At 62.3% G+C, this 18,415-nt stretch carries 17 protein-coding genes; 16 read left to right on the forward strand and 1 reads right to left on the reverse strand.

The window, feature by feature from the left end:
• Positions 1-4 precede the first annotated feature (4 nt).
• On the reverse strand, positions 5-2,104 hold the full coding sequence (locus LAC81_RS01175) for a bifunctional rhamnulose-1-phosphate aldolase/short-chain dehydrogenase (protein ID WP_223726399.1): 2,100 nt from the start codon (positions 2,102-2,104) through the stop codon (positions 5-7).
• Positions 2,105-2,305: 201 nt separating this feature from the next.
• On the opposite strand from LAC81_RS01175, the gene LAC81_RS01180 reads away from it, so the two are divergent.
• From LAC81_RS01180 to cheD, 16 genes are all read left to right on the forward strand, one after another.
• Positions 2,306-3,118 (forward strand): DeoR/GlpR family DNA-binding transcription regulator, encoded by an 813-nt coding sequence (locus tag LAC81_RS01180; protein ID WP_113536458.1) that lies wholly within the window; start codon positions 2,306-2,308, stop codon positions 3,116-3,118.
• A 115-nt stretch (positions 3,119-3,233) separates the two neighbouring features.
• Entirely contained in the window at positions 3,234-4,223 is a 990-nt protein-coding gene (rhaS, locus tag LAC81_RS01185; protein ID WP_113536457.1) for a rhamnose ABC transporter substrate-binding protein, read from the forward strand.
• Positions 4,224-4,524: 301 nt separating this feature from the next.
• A complete protein-coding gene (locus LAC81_RS01190) occupies positions 4,525-6,021 on the forward strand; it encodes a sugar ABC transporter ATP-binding protein (protein ID WP_223727872.1) in 1,497 nt (498 codons plus the stop codon).
• Positions 6,018-6,998: an ABC transporter permease gene (locus LAC81_RS01195; protein ID WP_223726400.1), complete on the forward strand. Its 981-nt coding sequence runs from the start codon at positions 6,018-6,020 to the stop codon at positions 6,996-6,998. Before LAC81_RS01190 ends, LAC81_RS01195 begins: the two co-directional genes overlap by 4 nt.
• The gene (locus tag LAC81_RS01200; RefSeq protein WP_223726401.1) at positions 6,998-8,002 is read left to right on the forward strand and encodes an ABC transporter permease; all 1,005 of its coding nucleotides are present in this window, start codon (positions 6,998-7,000) and stop codon (positions 8,000-8,002) included. The genes LAC81_RS01195 and LAC81_RS01200 overlap by 1 nt, the downstream gene beginning before the upstream one ends.
• A gap of 7 nt (positions 8,003-8,009) precedes the next feature.
• On the forward strand, positions 8,010-8,324 hold the full coding sequence (rhaM, locus tag LAC81_RS01205; protein ID WP_223726402.1) for an L-rhamnose mutarotase: 315 nt from the start codon (positions 8,010-8,012) through the stop codon (positions 8,322-8,324).
• A gap of 4 nt (positions 8,325-8,328) precedes the next feature.
• Positions 8,329-9,717, forward strand: a complete 1,389-nt coding sequence (locus tag LAC81_RS01210) for an FGGY-family carbohydrate kinase (RefSeq protein ID WP_223726403.1) — start codon at positions 8,329-8,331, stop codon at positions 9,715-9,717.
• Positions 9,718-10,407: 690 nt separating this feature from the next.
• Entirely contained in the window at positions 10,408-12,021 is a 1,614-nt protein-coding gene (locus tag LAC81_RS01215) for a globin-coupled sensor protein (protein ID WP_223726404.1), read from the forward strand.
• A gap of 41 nt (positions 12,022-12,062) precedes the next feature.
• The gene (locus LAC81_RS01220) at positions 12,063-12,356 is read left to right on the forward strand and encodes an STAS domain-containing protein (protein ID WP_065372388.1); all 294 of its coding nucleotides are present in this window, start codon (positions 12,063-12,065) and stop codon (positions 12,354-12,356) included.
• A 3-nt stretch (positions 12,357-12,359) separates the two neighbouring features.
• Complete coding sequence (locus tag LAC81_RS01225; protein WP_025425897.1) at positions 12,360-12,725, forward strand: response regulator; 366 nt, start codon at positions 12,360-12,362, stop codon at positions 12,723-12,725.
• 19 nt (positions 12,726-12,744) lie between these two features.
• Entirely contained in the window at positions 12,745-15,027 is a 2,283-nt protein-coding gene (locus LAC81_RS01230) for a chemotaxis protein CheA (RefSeq protein WP_223726405.1), read from the forward strand.
• Positions 15,028-15,032: 5 nt separating this feature from the next.
• Entirely contained in the window at positions 15,033-15,500 is a 468-nt protein-coding gene (locus LAC81_RS01235; protein ID WP_113536449.1) for a chemotaxis protein CheW, read from the forward strand.
• A complete protein-coding gene (gene cheR, locus LAC81_RS01240; protein WP_223726406.1) occupies positions 15,497-16,405 on the forward strand; it encodes a protein-glutamate O-methyltransferase CheR in 909 nt (302 codons plus the stop codon). Before LAC81_RS01235 ends, cheR begins: the two co-directional genes overlap by 4 nt.
• The gene (locus tag LAC81_RS01245; protein WP_223726407.1) at positions 16,402-17,463 is read left to right on the forward strand and encodes a protein-glutamate methylesterase/protein-glutamine glutaminase; all 1,062 of its coding nucleotides are present in this window, start codon (positions 16,402-16,404) and stop codon (positions 17,461-17,463) included. Before cheR ends, LAC81_RS01245 begins: the two co-directional genes overlap by 4 nt.
• On the forward strand, positions 17,463-17,852 hold the full coding sequence (locus tag LAC81_RS01250; RefSeq protein WP_034851752.1) for a response regulator: 390 nt from the start codon (positions 17,463-17,465) through the stop codon (positions 17,850-17,852). Before LAC81_RS01245 ends, LAC81_RS01250 begins: the two co-directional genes overlap by 1 nt.
• The gene (gene cheD, locus LAC81_RS01255; RefSeq protein WP_113536446.1) at positions 17,849-18,403 is read left to right on the forward strand and encodes a chemoreceptor glutamine deamidase CheD; all 555 of its coding nucleotides are present in this window, start codon (positions 17,849-17,851) and stop codon (positions 18,401-18,403) included. Before LAC81_RS01250 ends, cheD begins: the two co-directional genes overlap by 4 nt.
• Positions 18,404-18,415: the final 12 nt, after the last annotated feature.

The following is an 18,415-nucleotide window of genomic DNA, read 5'->3' on the forward strand; positions in this document are numbered from 1 at the left end:
TCGATCAGCGGGTGAAGGACTGGGCGTTGCCCGCGTCGACATTGATGATGTTGCCGGTCGATTTCGCCGACATGTCGGAGGAAAGGAAGTAGATCGCCTCGGCGATATCCTCGGGGAAGACACTGAGCTTCAGCATCGAGCGCTCGCGATAATGCGCCTCCAGGTCGTCGACATCCATCTTGTAGGCGGCGGCACGCTGCTCCTTCCATTCGCCGGTCCAGATCTTCGAGCCGCGCAGAACCGCGTCCGGATTGACGACGTTGACGCGGATCTGTGCGCTTGCACCTTCAAGCGCCAGGCAGCGGGCGAGATGGATCTCGGCGGCCTTGGCGGTGCAATAGGCCGACGCGCCGGGGGAGGCGGCAAGGCCGTTCTTGGAAGCGACGAACACGACGTTGCCGCCGGCCTTTTGCTGGCGGAAGATGCGGAAGGCCTCACGCGAGACAAGGAAATAGCCGGTCGTCAGAATGTCGATGTTTTTGGTCCAGAGCGCCAGCGTCGTGTCTTCGATCGCGGCAGACGAGGCGAGGCCGGCGTTGGAGACGAGAATGTCGAGACCGCCGAAGGCAAGCAGCGCGTCGGCGAAACCGCCTTCGACCGCCGCTTCGCTGGTGACGTTCATGCTGACAGAGCGGACGAAATCCTTGCCGTAGCGCGCGGAAAGCTCGCTCGCAGCGGCGCTCAGTGCGGTTTCGTCGATATCGGCGAGCACCACGCAGGCGCCTTCCTGCATCAGCCGGTTGGCCGTCGCCTTGCCGATGCCGCCGGCGCCGCCGGTGACGAGCGCGATACGGCCGGCCAGGCTCTTCGGTTTCGGCATGCGCTGGAGCTTCGCTTCTTCAAGCAGCCAGTATTCGATGTCGAAGGCTTCCTGTTCCGGCAGGCCGACATAGGTGGAGACCCCGGAGGCACCACGCATGACGTTGATGGCGTTGACATAGAATTCGCCGGAGATGCGGGCCGTCGCCTTGTCCTTGGCAAAGGTGATCATGCCGACGCCAGGCACGAGATAGACCACTGCATTCGGATCGCGCATGGCGGGACTGTCTTCGTGCTTGCAGCGCTCGTAATAGGCCGCATAGTCGGCGCGATAGGCGGCAATCGCCTCGGGCAGTGCTGTCAGCGTCTTGTCGACATCCGGATTGGCCGGGTCGAAATCGATCACCAGCGGGCAGATCTTGGTGCGCAGGAAATGGTCGGGGCAGCTGGTGCCGAGTGCTGCGAGCGGCTTCAGGTCGCGCGCGGAGACAAAATCAAGCACGGCCTGGCTGTCGTCGAAATGACCGACCTTGCGCTCGTCTGCGCTGATCAGGCCGCGGATGACGGGCATCAGCTTGCGAGCGACGTCGGCACGGGCGGCAGCATCAAGCGTCGCAGTGACTGCGCCGCCAAAGGCAGGCTTGGTGTTCTCAGCCTCGAACCAGGCGATCGCCTTGTTGATGATCTCGATCGTCGTCTCGTAGGCTTCTTTCGCCGTATCGCCCCAGGTGAAGAGACCGTGGCTTTCGAGCACGACACCGCGCGCCCGGGGATTTTCCAGGCAGAATTTTTCGAGCCACAGGCCGAGCTCATAGCCCGGACGTTTCCACGGCAGCCAGCCGATGTCGTCGCCGAAGATCTTCGCCGTCAGTTCGCGGCTGTTCTTTGACGCGGCAATCGCGATGATCGCATCGGGATGCATGTGGTCGACGTGCTTCTTCGGGACATAGGCGTGCAAAGGCGTGTCGATGGATGCGGCGCGCGGATTGAGATTGAAGGTGCAATGCGGCAGGTAACCGACCATCTCATCTTCGAATGCGACACCGCGATAAATCGACTTCAGCGCGTTGAGCTTGTCCATATAGAGGGTGGCAAAGCCGTCGAGCTTGATCGTTCCGACGTCGCCGCCGGAGCCCTTGACCCAGAGAACCTCGACCGTGCCGCCACCGAGCGGATCCTTCTCCATTACCTTGGCCGAGGTATTGCCGCCGCCGTAGTTGGTGATGCGCTTGTCGGAGCCGAGCAGGTTCGAGCGATAGAGCAGGCGTCCGGATTCGCTCATGCCGGCAGCCTTTGCCTCGTCCCAAAGGTTTGCAAGTCGTGCGCCCTGCTGCTTGTCAAGCATCTCGAATTCCTCCCGGTCAGATGCGCGCGGCTTGGCGACCGCGCAGAGATGTGGTTGGCATCAGATCACAGGACTTGAGCGTTAAAGTCAATCAAAAACGATCAAGTTCGCGCATATTGCGCTGCACAATGAAAAAATATGATTGATTGTGATTGACAATGGTCGATCGTGATGGAAGCATGAAAAGCATCGGAGGAGCGCATGCACGAGAAAGAAAGACACCGGATCATTCTGTCGGCGGTTCAGGAAAAACCCGTCGTCACCGTCCAGGAACTGGTCGATCTGACCGACAGTTCCGAGGCGACGATCCGGCGTGATATTGCAGCCCTCCACGTGCAGAAGAAGCTGCGCCGGGTGCGCGGCGGTGCGGAGGCAATCAACCCGCCGCAGTTCGTCGGGCTTGCCGGTCGGCCGTTCAAGGTCAACGAAGGTCTGCACGCCCGCGAAAAGCAGGCGATCGCCAAGGAGGCGGTGGCGCTTTGCGAAGATGGCGAGCCGATCATCATCAATGGCGGCACCACCACCTTTCAGATGGTGCATTTCCTCAGCAATCGCCGGATGCAGGTCTTCACCAACTCCTTCCCGATCGCCGAGCATCTGCTGAAGCATTCGAAGAATACGGTGATGCTGTCGGGCGGCACGATCTACCGCGAGCAGAACATCATCCTCAGTCCTTTCGACAATGACGTGACGCGCAATTTCTATGCGCGCCGCATGTTCATGGGGGCGCAAGGATTGGGACCGCTCGGCCTGATGGAGGCCGACCCGCTGCTGATCCAGGCGGAACAGAAATTGATCGACCAGGCGGACGAACTCGTCGTGCTGGTCGACTCATCGAAATTTCACAAGCGCTCCAGCCTGATCCTGTGCGGATTGAAGCGGATCGCCACGGTGATCACGGATTCGGGCATCGAGGACAGGCATGCCGCGATGCTCGAAAATGCCGGTGTGAGGCTGGTCGTTGCCAGCGGCAGAGCCGGCACGGATGCAGAGAACATGTCCTCGTCCGCCTGAGGCGGAGGAGGGAGGGGAAGGTGGCGGTCACGGCCGAAACGGCCGGGTCGTCGCCGAACGGAGGAATTCGCGCCGGATGCGATTTTCGCGCACCGGACAATGGGAGGAAATGAGCATGAAGATCCTGAAGTCACTGATGGTAACGGCCGCCGTGTCGCTGGCGCTGATGGCCAATGCCGCGCATGCGGAAAACAAGAAGATCGCGCTCGTCGTCAAGGCGCTCGGCATCGGCTTCTTCGAAGCCGCCAACAAGGGCGCCCAGGAAGCCGCCAAGGAACTGGGCGACGTCGAGGTGATCTACACCGGCCCGACGACGACGACCGCCGAAGGCCAGATCGAGGTGATCAATTCGCTGATCGCGCAGAAGGTCGACGCGATCGCTGTCTCCGCCAACGATACCGACGCTCTCGTTCCGGCGCTGAAGAAGGCGATGGATCGCGGCATCAAGGTCATTTCCTGGGATTCCGGCGTCGCCAAGGACGGCCGCCTGATGCACCTGAACCCGTCTTCGAGCCCGCTGATCGGCAACATGATCATCAAGCTCGCCGCCGACAACCTTCCCGAAGGCGGCGACGTCGCCGTGCTTTCGGCAACGGCAACCTCGACCAACCAGAATGTCTGGATCGAGGAAATGAAAAAGGTGCAGGGCAACTACAAGGGCATCAATGTCGTCGCGACCGTTTACGGTGACGACCTTGCCGACAAGTCCTACCGCGAAACGCAGGGCCTCATTCAGTCCTATCCGAACCTGAAGGCGATCATTGCACCCACCTCGGTCGGCATCGTCGCAGCTGCCCAGGCCGTCACCGACGCCGGCAAGATCGGCCAGATCAACGTCACCGGTCTCGGCCTTCCCTCGGAAATGGCCGGCCACGTGAAGTCGGGCGCCTCCAAGTCCTTCGCGATCTGGAACCCGATCGACCTCGGCTACTCCGCAACGATGATCGCCTATGACCTGATCAACGGTGCCGAAGCCAAGCCCGGCGCAGAACTGAAGATGGGCCGCATGGGCGCCGTCAAGCTCGACGACAACAACGAAGGCGCGATGGCTGATCCGTTCGTCTACGACGCCAAGAACGTCGAGGAATTCGCCAAGATCTTCTGATCGGGTGAACCGCCTGGCCGATGTCGGCCTCATCCTTGCGGGGAGGCTGCCCTTCATCCGCCTGCCGGCACCTTCTCCCCGCTTACGGGGAGAAGGGACGAGCGGCAACGGTTTGCCTTCGTCCTGACGAGGGGAAGGAGCGCGGCATACTCGTTCCCTCTCCCCGTCCGCGGGGAGAGGGTTAGGGTAAGGGGCAACCTCGCGCAGCCCAATGCGGGCATACGAGTCCCGAACGACTTTGCGTCATCGAAACACTGAACTGGTGGACTGTCTCTTGCTGCAGGATACGCTCACATCGCGGATGAAGCCCGCCATTGCGCTCGAGGGGATCTCGAAGTCCTTCCCCGGCGTGAAGGCGCTCTCCGACGTCTCGCTGTCGCTCTATCCGGGATCTGTGACCGCGCTGATCGGCGAAAACGGCGCCGGAAAATCGACGCTGGTGAAGATCCTGACCGGCATCTACCAGCCGGACCATGGCACCATCTCCGTTGCCGATCGGGAGGTACACTTTCCGACAGCGCTCGCGGCGGCGCGTGCAGGCGTCACGGCGATCCACCAGGAAACCGTACTTTTCGACGAACTCTCGGTCGCCGAGAACATCTTCCTCGGCCATGCCCCGCGCAATCGTTTCGGGCTGATCGACTGGAAGAAGCTTAATGCCGATGCACGCGCCCTGCTCGCGCGCGCCGGCGCCGATTTTGATCCGACGATCCGACTGCGCGATCTCGGTATCGCCAAGAAGCATCTCGTCGCGATCGCCCGGGCGCTATCCGTTGATGCCCAGGTGGTCATCATGGACGAGCCGACGGCAGCGCTGTCGCACAAGGAAATCAATGAGCTCTATGCCCTCGTCGAGCGGCTGAAGGCCGACGGCAAGGCGATCCTCTTCATCAGCCACAAGTTCGATGAGATCTTCCGCATCGCCGATCGCTACACGGTCTTCCGCGATGGAACGATGGTGGACGAGGGGCTGATTGCCGATGTCAGCCAGGACGAACTGGTGCGCCTCATGGTCGGTCGCGCCGTCGGATCGGTCTATCCGAAGAAGGACGTCACCATCGGCGAACCGGTGTTGACCGTTTCCGGCTACCGCCACCCGACCGAATTCGAAGATATCAACTTCGAGCTTCGCCGCGGCGAGATTCTCGGCTTCTACGGCCTTGTCGGCGCCGGCCGATCGGAGTTCATGCAGTCGCTGATCGGCATCACCCGTCCATCGGCCGGTGCGGTCCGGCTCGATGGCGAGGTGCTGGTCATCCGCAGCCCCTCCGAGGCGATCCGGTCAGGTATCGTCTATGTGCCGGAAGAGCGCGGCCGGCAGGGCGCGATCATCGGCCTGCCGATCTTCCAGAACGTCACCTTGCCGTCGCTGTCGCGCACCTCGCGCTCGGGCTTCCTGAAACTTGCCAACGAGTTCGCGCTCGCCCGCGAATATACCTCGCGTCTCGATCTGCGCGCCGCCTCGCTCGATCAGGATGTCGGCACGCTCTCGGGCGGCAACCAGCAGAAGGTCGTCATCGCCAAGTGGCTGGCGACCCGGCCGAAGGTGATCATCCTCGACGAACCGACCAAGGGCATCGACATCGGCTCGAAGGCTGCAGTGCACGCCTTCATGAGCGAACTGGCGGCGCAAGGCCTCAGCGTCATCATGGTCTCCTCGGAAATCCCCGAGATCATGGGCATGTCCGACCGTGTCATCGTGATGCGAGAAGGACGGATCGCCGGTCGTTTCGAGCGCGCCGATCTGACGGCGGAAAAGCTGGTGCGTGCCGCCGCCGGCATCCAGGAGGCCGCGTGATGGCGAAGTTTCTTAGAAATCGCGAATTGCTGCTCGTCGGCGCGATCGCCGTGCTGCTCGCGCTGATCACCTGGCGCTTCCCGCCCTTTGTCGCACCGGCAAATCTGGCACGCGTCTATAACGACACCTCGATCCTGATCATTCTGGCCCTTGGCCAGATGGCGGTGATCCTGACGCGATGCATCGATCTCTCGATGGCCGCCAACCTGGCGCTCTCGGGCATGGTGGCGGCGATGCTGAACGCCGCCTTTCCGGGCCTTCCGATCCCGCTGGTCATCCTCGCCGCCATGGCGCTCGGCACGCTGCTCGGCATGATCAACGGCGCGCTCGTGTGGAAACTCGATATTCCGCCGATCGTCGTCACGCTCGGCACCCTGACCATCTATCGCGGTCTGATCTTCCTTTTGAGCGGCGGCAAGTGGATCAACGCGCACCAGATGAGTGATGCGTTCAAGGCGCTGCCGCGTGCCGAGCTCATCGGCTTTCCGGTTCTTTCCTGGCTCTCGCTTGTCATGATCGGACTTGTCTTCCTGCTGATGAGCCGGACGGCGCTCGGGCGCGCCTTCTACGCCGTAGGCGGCAATCCGCATGCGGCCGTCTATACCGGGATTGATGTCGGCCGCACCCGCTTCTCGGCCTATTGTCTTTCCGGTGCGCTCGCCGGGCTTTCCGGCTACCTCTGGGTATCGCGCTACGCGGTTGCCTATGTCGATATCGCAGCCGGCTTCGAACTTGACATCATCGCCGCCTGCGTCATCGGCGGCATCTCGATCGCCGGCGGCATCGGAACGGTGGCCGGCGCCGTGCTCGGTGCGCTGTTCCTCGGCGTGATCAAGAACGCGTTGCCGGTCATCAACATCTCGCCCTTCGCCCAGCTGGCGATTTCGGGCATGGTCATCATCATTGCTGTCGCCGTCAACGCCCGCGCCGAGCGGCGCAAGGGACGCGTCATTTTGAGAAAGGCGGAGGCTGTCTGATGGCCGAGACACACCTTACCCCCCGCAACATTCCCGACCGGTTGGAAGGTCGCGGCGCGCGCCTGTTGAAGAGCTGGGAAAGCCTGCTGTTCGTCGTTGCCTGCCTCATCTTTCTCGGCAACTCGCTGGCCTCGCCCTACTTCCTCGACCCGTGGAACCTTTCGGACGCGACCTTCAACTTCACCGAAAAGGCGATGATCGCCTTTGCCATGGCGCTGGTGATCATCTCCGGCGAGATCGATCTGTCGGTGGCGTCGATCATCGCGCTTGCCTCGACGGCGATGGGCTATGCCGTCCAGCTCGGTTTCGATACGCCGGCGCTGGTGGTGATCGGCCTCTCCGTCGGCCTCATTTGCGGCGCCATCAACGGCCTGCTGATCACCGGCCTCGGCCTGCCATCGATCGTGGTCACCATCGGCACCATGAGCCTGTTCCGCGGGCTCTCCTTTATCATCCTCGGCGACCAGGCCTTCACCGGTTATCCCGACAGCTTCTCCTGGTTCGGTCAGGGCTATGTCTGGTGGGTCTTTTCTTTCGAGTTCACGCTCTTCGTCGCCCTTGCGGTGGCCTACGGCGTCGTGCTGCACAAGACCAATTTCGGCCGTTCGGTCTATGCCATCGGCAACAACCAGACGGCGGCACTCTTCTCCGGCATCCGCGTTGCGCGCATCAAGTTCATCCTGTTCCTCTTGACCGGGCTGATGGCCGGGCTCGCCTCGATCTGCCTGACTTCGCGCCTCGGCTCCACTCGTCCGTCGATCGCGCTCGGCTGGGAGCTCGAAGTGGTGACGATGGTCGTGCTCGGCGGCGTCAATATTCTCGGCGGCTCCGGAACCGTTCCCGGCGTCGTGCTCGCGGCGGTGATCATGGGCATGGTGACCTTCGGCTTCGGTCTGCTCAATGTGCCCGGTATCGTCATGTCGATCTTTATCGGCCTGCTGCTGATCTCGGTGATCGCACTCCCCATCCTCTGGCGGCGTGCCCGCCGCCGTCTTGCGCATTGAGGTTCTGATGGAAAAATACGCATTCCGCATGCGGCTGAACCCGGGCATGGTCGCCGAATACAAGGCGCGGCACGACGCCATCTGGCCGGAGTTGGCGGCGCTTTTGAAGGAAGCCGGCGTCTCCGACTACTCCATCCATCTGGACGAGGAGACCAACCTGCTTTTCGGCGTGCTCTGGCGCACCGCCGATCACCGCATGGCCGACCTGCCCTCCCATCCGGTCATGCAGAAATGGTGGGCCTACATGGCCGACATTATGGAAACCAAAGCCGACAACGAACCGGTGGCAGTGCCGCTGACGACCGTTTTCCATATGGACTGATGCGATGCGGGTTGTTGGCGTTATCGATATCGGCAAGACCAATGCCAAGGTAGCGGCCGTTGACCTCGACCGTTTCGAGGAGATCGCCGTGCGCAAGACGGCGAATGCGGTACGCGCCGATGGTCCCTATCCGCATTTCGATGTCGAGCGTCTCTGGGCCTTCCTGCTCGAGAGCCTTGCGGCGCTCAATTCCGAACACGCCTTCGAGGCAATCTCGATCACCACCCATGGCGCGACCGCGGTCGTGCTCGATGCATCAGGCGACCTGGCGCTGCCGGTGTTGGACTACGAATACGCTGGCCCCGACACCCTCGCCGCCGAATATGGTGCGGCGCGGCCGCCGTTTTCGGAGACCGGCTCGGCCCGCCTGCCGATGGGTCTCAATGTCGGCGCGCAGCTCTATTGGCAGCAGAAGGCCTTCCCGGCTGAGTTTGCCAGGGTCGCCTCGATCCTCACCTATGCGCAATACTGGACCTACCGCCTGACCGGCGTGCTCTGCAACGAGCTCACGTCGCTCGGTTGTCACACCGATCTCTGGAATCCGCGCGCCGCCACGTTCTCGTCTCTGGTCGAACGCCAGGGCTGGCGGCCGCTTTTCGCGCCGGTACTGAAGGCGAGTGATGTCGCTGGTGCTCTGCGGGCGGAACTCTGTGCCGCAACCGGGATTGCGGCCGGGACGCCTGTCTATTGCGGCATTCATGATTCCAATGCCTCGCTGCTCCCGCATCTGCTGACGCGGGCCTCGCCATTCTCGGTGGTCTCCACCGGCACCTGGGTCGTCATGCTGGCGGTCGGGGCAGAGCCGAAGGCGCTCGACGAACGTCGCGACACGCTCATCAACGTCAATGCGCTCGGCGATCCCGTACCCTCCGCCCGTTTCATGGGTGGCCGCGCCTTTCAGCTATTGTTGGGAGAGGGGGCAGCTCCCGCGTCGCCGTCGGTGGAAGATGCGGTGGCCCAGGCCGGCTACATGCTGCTGCCTTCCATTCCCGAGGGATCCGGTCCGTTTCCGGCGTCGAAGGCGGTCTGGACGACCGACGAACAGACGCTTGCTCCCGTCGAGCGTTTCGCAGTCGTCTCGTTCCATCTGGCACTGATGACGGCCACCTGCCTCGATCTGATCGGAGCCCGCGGCGAGGTCGTTGTCGAGGGACCGTTTGCCGTCAACAAGGCCTATTTGCGCATGCTTGCTGCGGCCACAGGCCGGCCAGTCTTCGCCGATCCTCACAATGTTACGGGTACGAGCCTTGGCGCAGCCTGCCTCATAAAGGGATCGAGGGTCAGGACCGGGGTCGAGCCGGTTGACGGTGAGATACCCGAGAGCTTTGTCAGCTACGCGCAGGCGTGGCGCAAGGCCGCCCTGCAGCATGCGGGCAAAGAAAAACAGCCGTAGAACACCCGTTCACGGCCGCAAGGTGCTCGGTTGTGTCAGTAAGAGACGGACCTGAGCCTGATTAAAACACAGAACTGCGCTTTGCCGAGCGGTTGTGTTCGATGTTGAGCACGATCGATACTGCCGTCATTGTCAGGATTGCTGTAAGCGCGGCGCCAATACCAAGAACAATCATTGTTCGTTTCCTGTAAGCGCATCGTCATGATGTCGCCTTGACCGGTGCGAAGGTTTCTTCGCGCATCGAGCGCCCACTTCACTTTCGCTTCGATACGCGAGCGCAAGTCAAAGTACAATTCTAAACTCTTGTGATTGAGAACCTGTTGAAATCCGGGGCCTTTATTACAGTTTTGTTGCGGTGCAAAAATCGCCTGCGAAAACACCCCGCGAATTTTAGTGATTCCGATTAGAGGCTAGGGACCGTTAACCTTCAGGCAAGGAATTAACCATAAACATGGTCCCACACGTCGGAATGGGATAATTCACAAGTCTCCTCAAGGCATGATGCCGCCCCGCCGTACCGGTTCCGGTCCGGTATCCATTCTTCACCGAATTAACTTGCGGGATGAACGATAGCAGACGCCAGCGGCGGGGGCTGATCTCATCGATGTGGCGTGCACGTCCGGTGGACCGTGGCTCCCCTTGAACCTCCCCAGGGCAAATTCGAAAGCACGCACTACCCGGGGATCAGCGTTGAGGCAGGAAGCATCGTCAGAACAGGCAAGGAAGGGCCAGGCAGGCAGCCTGCTGGAGCGCTTGCGTTTTGCCGGGCTCGACGAGGAAAGCTGCAACCGCGTCCGCGACCACAGGCAGAAGCTTTCTCCCCGCATCGACCAGGCGCTTCGTGACCTTTTCCAGCGCCTCCAAACCTATCCTGATGCCTCCCGCCATTTCGAAAGCGACCGCCAGATCGATCGCCTTCAGGACCTTCAATCCTCGCACTGGAACGTGCTGACCGACGCGCGCTTTGACGGGCTCTATGCCGAGCGCGTCAAGGTCCTCGCCGATACCGCAAGCCGCATGGGTCTCGATCCGCGCTGGCAGATGGCAAGCCATGCGGTCGTGCTCGAGCAACTCCTCGTAGGCCTCATCGAAGACGCCTGGCCACGATCCTTCCTGCCGATGGGCAAGACGCGACGCCGCGAACTCTGCGACCTCGTCGCCGCGCTCGTGCGCACAGTCTTCGTCGACACCGAAATCGGCGTTTCGCTCCGCTTCAACGCACTGCGTCAACAGCACCAGCGTCAACTGACCGAGCAGCGCAGTGCCGACGAGCAGGAAGTCAAGGCGCTCTTCGGCGACTTTGCCGAGAGCCTGAGCCACGGCGATCTCGGTGCTCGGCTGCCGGAAGCAACGGCGGAAGCCTACCAGCCGATCGTCGCCAGCCTGAATACGGCGCTGGAGCAAATCCAGCAGAGCCTGCAGGCATCTGATCAGCACAATCGGTCCGCAGAAGCCCTGGTCGATCGCATGCGCGCAAACGCGGCAACCTTCTCGGACAAGGCGACCGCCGAAGCCGATGCGCTGTCCGGCCAGCTTGCAGCGCTCGCCGACATGGCCGGTCGCATGACGAGCGGCTCCGGCCGCATCAGTGCGACGGAGACGAAGGCCAACGAAACCCGCATCGCGGTCGAGCGCAGCGGCGAAATCGCCGGTCAGGCGATCACGGCCATGGCCGACATCGAGGCATCCGCCGAAAAGATCGGTCAGATCATCGGCGTCATCGACGAGATCGCCTTCCAGACCAATCTCTTGGCGCTGAACGCCGGCATCGAAGCGGCCCGCGCCGGCGACAGTGGTCGCGGCTTTGCGGTCGTCGCCCAGGAAGTGCGCGCGCTCGCGCAGCGCTCCGGTGAGGCGGCACGCGAGATCAAGCAGCTCGTCACCGGCACCAAGGCGCAGGTCGAAACCGGCGTCGAGATTGTCGGCCGCACCCAGGACGCGATCAGCAACATTGTCGAGCAGGTCACGTCGATCAATTCGGCGGTGTCGGGCATTGCCCGCGAAGCTGAGCAGCAGGTGGGTGACCTCCGGGGCGTTGCCGCCGAGATCGGCACGATCTCCCAGGGCGTGCAGGCAAGTGCTGCCTTGGCGGGAGAAACCGCGCGTTCGTCGGACGATCTCCACACCGTCATCGTCGAGCTTGGCGAGACCATCCGTCGGTTCCGTCTTGAGCGGCGCCATCCCGTCTCGTCAGCCGTCGGTCGCGAACCGAGCCGGCCGGCCCCGCGCGTGTTTCCCGAGGAACCGACGGCCGCGCTGTTCGACGATGGGCCGCAGCGGCAGTTCGCCGGATGGCAGCGCTGATTTCAAGGGCAGTACAGAGTTAGCAGTCGAGGAAGACAGGAATGGCCAGCAAGAAGACCGCTCAGAAGACGCTCAGCCTCGCTCCGGTGTTGGACCTGAACGAGGCGACGGCGTTGCATGAGAAGCTGCTCGCGCTCAAGGGCAGCGATATCGTGATCGACGCCTCGGCGGTCGAGCGGGTCGGGACGCTTTGTGTCCAGGTGCTGATGGCCGGCGCCAAGACCTGGGAAGAGGATCATTTGTCTTTCACCTTCAGCAAGGTGTCGGACGCTTTCGAGAAAACGACACAGCTCATCGGGGTCGAGATCGACCACCTGGTGGCAAAGGAGATTTGAGAAATGAAGAAGCGAGTTCTGACGGTCGACGACTCCCGGACGATCCGAAACATGCTGCTGGTCACGCTGAACAATGCCGGATTCGAAACGATCCAGGCCGAAGACGGCGTCGAGGGCCTTGAGGTACTGGAAGAAGCCAACCCCGATGTGATCGTCACCGACATCAACATGCCGCGTCTCGACGGCTTCGGTTTCATCGAAGGCGTGCGCAAGAACGACCGCTATCGCGCCATTCCGATCCTGGTTCTGACCACGGAAAGCGATGCGGAGAAGAAGAACCGTGCGCGACAGGCGGGAGCAACGGGCTGGATTGTCAAGCCGTTCGACCCGACCAAACTCATCGATGCAATCGAGCGCGTAACGGCCTGAAGTCCGGGGATAGCCTCCAATGGATATGAACGAAATCAAAGAGATCTTCTTCCAGGAATGCGAGGAACAACTCGCCGAACTGGAATCGGGTCTGCTGAAGCTCAATGACGGCGACCGCGATCCGGAAACGGTCAATGCGGTGTTCCGTGCGGTGCACTCGATCAAGGGTGGCGCCGGCGCTTTCGGGCTCGATGACCTCGTCTCCTTCGCGCATGTGTTCGAGACGACCCTTGATTGCGTTCGTTCCAACCGGCTCGATCCCGGACCGGAGGTTCTCAAGGTGATGCTGAAGTCGGCCGACGTGCTGGCCGACCTCACCAACGCCGCGCGCGATGGCGGCAGCGTTGACGAGGCGCGCAGTCGTCAGCTCATCAAGGAGCTCGAAGCTCTGGCAAACGGTGAAGTGCCGCAGGTGTCCGCTGCACCGGTTGAGCCGGTCGCCGCCGTGGCTCCGCCGCCGGTCAATGACGAAGGCTTCCAGCCGGTCGCCTTCTCCTTCGACGACTTCGAAGCGGACGAAGAGCCACCGCTGATGGAAACGCCCACCTATGAGATCGTCTTCAAGCCGAAGTCCGATCTCTACGCCAAGGGCAATGAGGCAACGCTGCTTCTGCGCGACCTCTCCCGCCTCGGCGAGATGAGCATCCATTGCGACATGGGCGCACTGCCGACGCTCGATCGGCTGAGCCCGGAGAACGCCTATTTCTTCTGGAAGATCTCGCTCAAGACCGACAAGGGCGAGGACGCCATCCGCTCCGTTTTCGAATTCGCCGAGTGGGATTGCGACCTGGAGATTTCTCTCGTCGAGGACGAGGCCGTGCAGTCGGGCGAAGAGCTGCCGATGCAGCCGGTGCCGTTCGATCTGTCGATCCTTGATGATGAACCGGCGGTTTCCGTCGGTGTCGTCGAGGAGGAGGAACAGCTCGCGGTCCAGCAGCAGGAAATCCGCAATGCTGCGGTTTCTGCCGCAGGCACGGCCAGCAACGTGCTTCAGATGGCTCAGTCCGCCGCGCGGGCGCCGGCCGAGAAGTCGACGCCAGCCGCAAGTGCCGCAGCGCAGAGCGCTGCCGCACAGCAGGCCGCCGCATCGGCCGCCACGCCGACGATCCGCGTCGATCTCGACCGTGTCGATCGTCTGATCAACCTCGTCGGTGAACTCGTCATCAACCAGGCGATGCTCTCGCAGAGCGTCGTCGAAAACGACACCAACGGCACGTCCTCGATCAATATGGGCCTCGAAGAGCTGCAGCAGCTCACCCGCGAGATCCAGGACTCGGTGATGGCGATCCGTGCCCAGCCGGTAAAGCCGGTGTTCCAGCGCATGTCGCGTATCGTTCGCGAAATCGCCGACATGACCGGCAAGTCGGTCCGCCTGATCACTGAAGGCGAAAATACCGAGGTCGACAAGACGGTCATCGACAAGCTGGCCGAGCCGTTGACCCACATGATCCGCAACGCGGTCGACCATGGCCTCGAAACGCCGGAGAAGCGCGTTGCCGCCGGCAAGAGCGCCGAAGGCACCGTGCGCCTGACGGCCAAGCATCGTTCCGGCCGCATCGTCATCGAGCTTGCCGACGATGGCGCGGGCATCAACCGCGAGAAGGTGCGCCAGAAGGCGATCGATAACGACCTGATCGCGGCCGACGCCAATCTTTCGGACGAAGAGATCGACAACCTGATCTTCCACGCCGGCTTCTCGACGGCGGACAAGATCTCCGACATCTCCGGCCGCGGCGTCGGCATGGATGTGGTCAAGCGCTCGATCCAGGCGCTCGGCGGCCGTATCAACATCTCCTCGAAGCCGGGCCACGGTTCGGTCTTCACGATGAGCCTGCCGCTGACGCTTGCCGTGCTTGACGGCATGGTGGTCACGGTCGCCAACCAGACGCTCGTCGTACCGCTGACCGCGATCGTCGAGACCTTGCAGCCTGAGGCGTCGGCGATCCACTCTTTCGGCTCCAACCAGCGGCTGATCTCGATCCGCAATTCCTTCTGCCCGCTGGTCGATGTCGGTCGCATCCTCAACTTCCGCGCCATCCAGGCGAACCCGGTCGAGGGCGTCGCGCTGCTGGTGGAATCCGAAGGTGGCGGCCAGCGTGCCCTGATGGTCGACGCGATCCAGGGGCAGCGCCAGGTGGTGATCAAGAGCCTCGAGGCCAACTACACACACGTGCCGGGCATCGCTGCCGCGACCATCCTCGGCGACGGCCGCGTGGCGCTCATCCTCGATGTCGATGCGATCGTCGCCGCCTCGCGCGGGCAATCGCTGAAGCCTGAAATGTCACTTGCTGCTGTCGGATAATGACAATGACCTACGCCGCAAAAAATCTGACGGACGGGCGGGAGCTGATCGCTTTCCGTGTCGGCGCTCAGGAATTCTGCGTGAACATCATGTCGGTGCGCGAGATCCGTGGCTGGACGCCTGCGACGCCGATGCCGCATGCGCCACCTTATGTCCTCGGCGTGATCAACCTGCGTGGTGCCGTGCTGCCGATCGTCGATCTTTCGGCCCGCCTCGGCATGACGCCGGCCGATCCGACGGTCCGTCACGTCATCATCGTCGCGCAGGTAAAGAGCCAGGTCGTCGGCCTTCTGGTGGACGCCGTCTCCGACATCCTGACGATCACCGACGACAAGATCCAGCCGACGCCGGATGTTGTGTCGTCGGAGTTCGAAAAGAGCTTCGCTCGCGGCGTGCTCGCGATCGAAGGTCGAATGATCTGCCTCATTGAGCTGGAAGCCATCTTCCCGCAGGAAGAAAGGGAAGCCGCATGAGGAACCAGGTAGCGTTCGAACAGAAGCTGTCGCCGGACGAGTGCCTGGCAAGCGGCGAATATCCCTTGACCCGTCGCGATCTCACCGAGATCGCCGCCATGATCTATGCGGATGCCGGCATCTATCTCAACGAGAGCAAGGCATCGCTGGTCTATTCGCGTCTGTCGAAGCACATCCGCAATCTTGGGCTCAAGGGTTTCCGTGACTATTGCCAATTGGTTGCTTCACCCGCCGGTGCTGCCGCGCGGCGCGACATGCTCTCGCACCTGACGACGAACTTCACGCGGTTCTTCCGCGAGAACCATCATTTCGAACACCTGAAGACCGAGGTGCTGCCGGAACTGATCGCCCGTGCCAAGGCCGGCGGTCGCGTGCGCATCTGGTCGGCCGCCTGCTCGGATGGGCAGGAGCCCTATTCGATCGCGCTGACGGTTCTGTCGCTGCTGCCGAATGCGGCCGACTACGACTTCCGGATCCTGGCGACCGACATCGACCCGAAGATCCTGGCGCTTGCCCGCGCCGGGGCCTACGACGCGACGGCGCTTGAGACCGTCAATCCGGCCATGCGCAAGCAGTGGTTCTCCGAAGTCAATGCCGGTGGCCGCTTCAAGTGGCAGATCGACGATCGCGTCAAGCGGCTGATCACCTTCAACGAGCTGAACCTGATGGCGCAATGGCCGTTCAAGGGTCCGTTCGACGTCATCTTCTGCCGCAACGTCGTCATCTATTTCGACGAGCCGACGCAAATGAAGATCTGGTCGCGCTTCGCCGGCATGCTGAATACCGACGGACATCTTTACATAGGCCATTCCGAGCGCGTTTCGGGTGACGCCAAGGCGCACTTCGACAACATCGGCATCACCACCTACCGCCATACCGGCAAGTTTCATGGAGGACGGGCATGACCGCTCCCGCACGTGTTCTCGTCGTTGACGACTCGGCCACCATGCGTGGCCTCATTACCGCTGTCCTGAATGCCGATCCTGATGTGACCGTCGTCGGCCAGGCGGCCGATGCCATGGAAGCGCGCCAGGCGATCAAGCAGCTTGACCCCGATGTCGTCACCCTCGACATCGAAATGCCGAACATGAACGGCCTCGAATTCCTCGACAAGATCATGCGGCTGCGGCCAATGCCGGTCATCATGGTCTCGACGCTGACGCACAAGGGTGCCGAGGCGACGATCGCCGCACTCGAGATCGGTGCCTTCGATTGCGTCGGCAAGCCGCATCCGGGCGATCCTCATCCGTTCGCCGGCCTCGTCGACAAGGTGAAGGCCGCCGCACGCTCGCAACGCAAGTTCATCATCACCGGCAACAGGGTTGCCGCCGCTCCCGCTGCTGCCAATGCGAACACGGCTTCGGAATACCGGGCCAGCCGCAAGATCATCGCCATCGGCGCTTCGACCGGTGGCGTGGAAGCGCTGATCACGGTGCTGCAGAAGTTCCCGGCCAATTGCCCACCGACAGTGATCACCCAGCACATGCCGCACACCTTCACCAGGAGCTTTGCCGAGCGGCTGAACCGCTTGTGCGCGCCGGCGGTGCAGGAGGCGACGGACGGCGCGCGGCTCGAAATCGGCAAGGTCTATCTGGCGCCGGGTGGCGAGCGCCATCTGCAGGTCTCCAACCCCACGGCACCCTGCTGCCGGCTGGTCGATCGCGAGCCGGTCAACGGACATCGCCCGTCGGTGGACGTGCTGTTTGATTCCGTTGCTGAACTTGCCGGTCGCAATGCGATCGGCGTCATTCTGACCGGCATGGGGCGCGACGGCGCCTCCGGCCTCCTGAAAATGCGGCATGCCGGGGCAAAGACCTTCGGACAAAACGAAAAGACATGTGTCGTCTACGGCATGCCGAGAGTCGCCTATGAATTGGGCGCCGTTGAAACCCAGCTCCCCCTCGGATCCATCGGGGAGGAGGTCCTGAAAGCAGCGGCGCTCCGCAAGGAAGGAAGCGAATAATGTCCATCGCCGAAAAAATCAAAGTTCTGATCGTCGACGATCAGGTAACCAGCCGCCTGCTCCTGGGTGACGCCTTGCAGCAGCTCGGCTTCAAGCAGATCACTGCCGCCGGTGACGGGGAGCAGGGCATGAAGATCATGGCCCAGAACCCGCATCATCTGGTGATCTCCGACTTCAACATGCCGAAGATGGACGGCCTCGGCCTCTTGCAGGCGGTCCGCTCCAATCCGACGACCAAGAAGGCCGCCTTCATCATCCTCACGGCCCAGGGCGACCGTGCCCTGGTTCAGAAGGCTGCGGCCCTCGGTGCCAACAACGTGCTCGCCAAGCCTTTCACCATCGAAAAGATGAAGGCTGCGATCGAAGCCGTATTCGGGGCGCTTAAATGAACATGGAAGCCGCCGGCAAGCGCGTGCATGTCATCCAGGGCGAGTACAAGGTCTTCAACGATCCCAACATCGTGCTGTCGACCATTCTCGGCTCCTGCGTGGCTGCGTGCATGCGCGATCCCGTGGTCGGCGTCGGCGGCATGAACCACTTCCTGCTGCCCGGTTCCGCGACGTCGCCTGCTTCCGGCGGCGACGCGACCCGCTACGGGGTCCATCTGATGGAGCTCCTGATCAACGGGCTGCTGAAACAGGGGGCACGCCGAGATCGTCTCGAAGCCAAGATCTTTGGTGGGGCCAAGACGATCGCGCGCTTCTCCAATGTTGGCGAACAGAATGCCGCTTTCGCGCGGCAGTTCCTGCTCGACGAAGGCATCCGCATCGTTGGGGAGAGCACTGGCGGCGAGCACGGCCGCAAGCTCGAATATTGGCCGTCCAGCGGCCGGGCTCGGCAATATGCCCTGACCGGAGTCGAGACGCAGCGCACCGTGCAGATGGAGGAGCGCCCGATCATCGCGCCGAAGCCGGCCGAAAGCTCGATCGAATTCTTCTGATCCTGCGAGGCT

The sequence above is a fragment of the Ensifer adhaerens genome (genome assembly GCF_020035535.1).
Taxonomy (GTDB): Bacteria; Pseudomonadota; Alphaproteobacteria; order Rhizobiales; family Rhizobiaceae; genus Ensifer.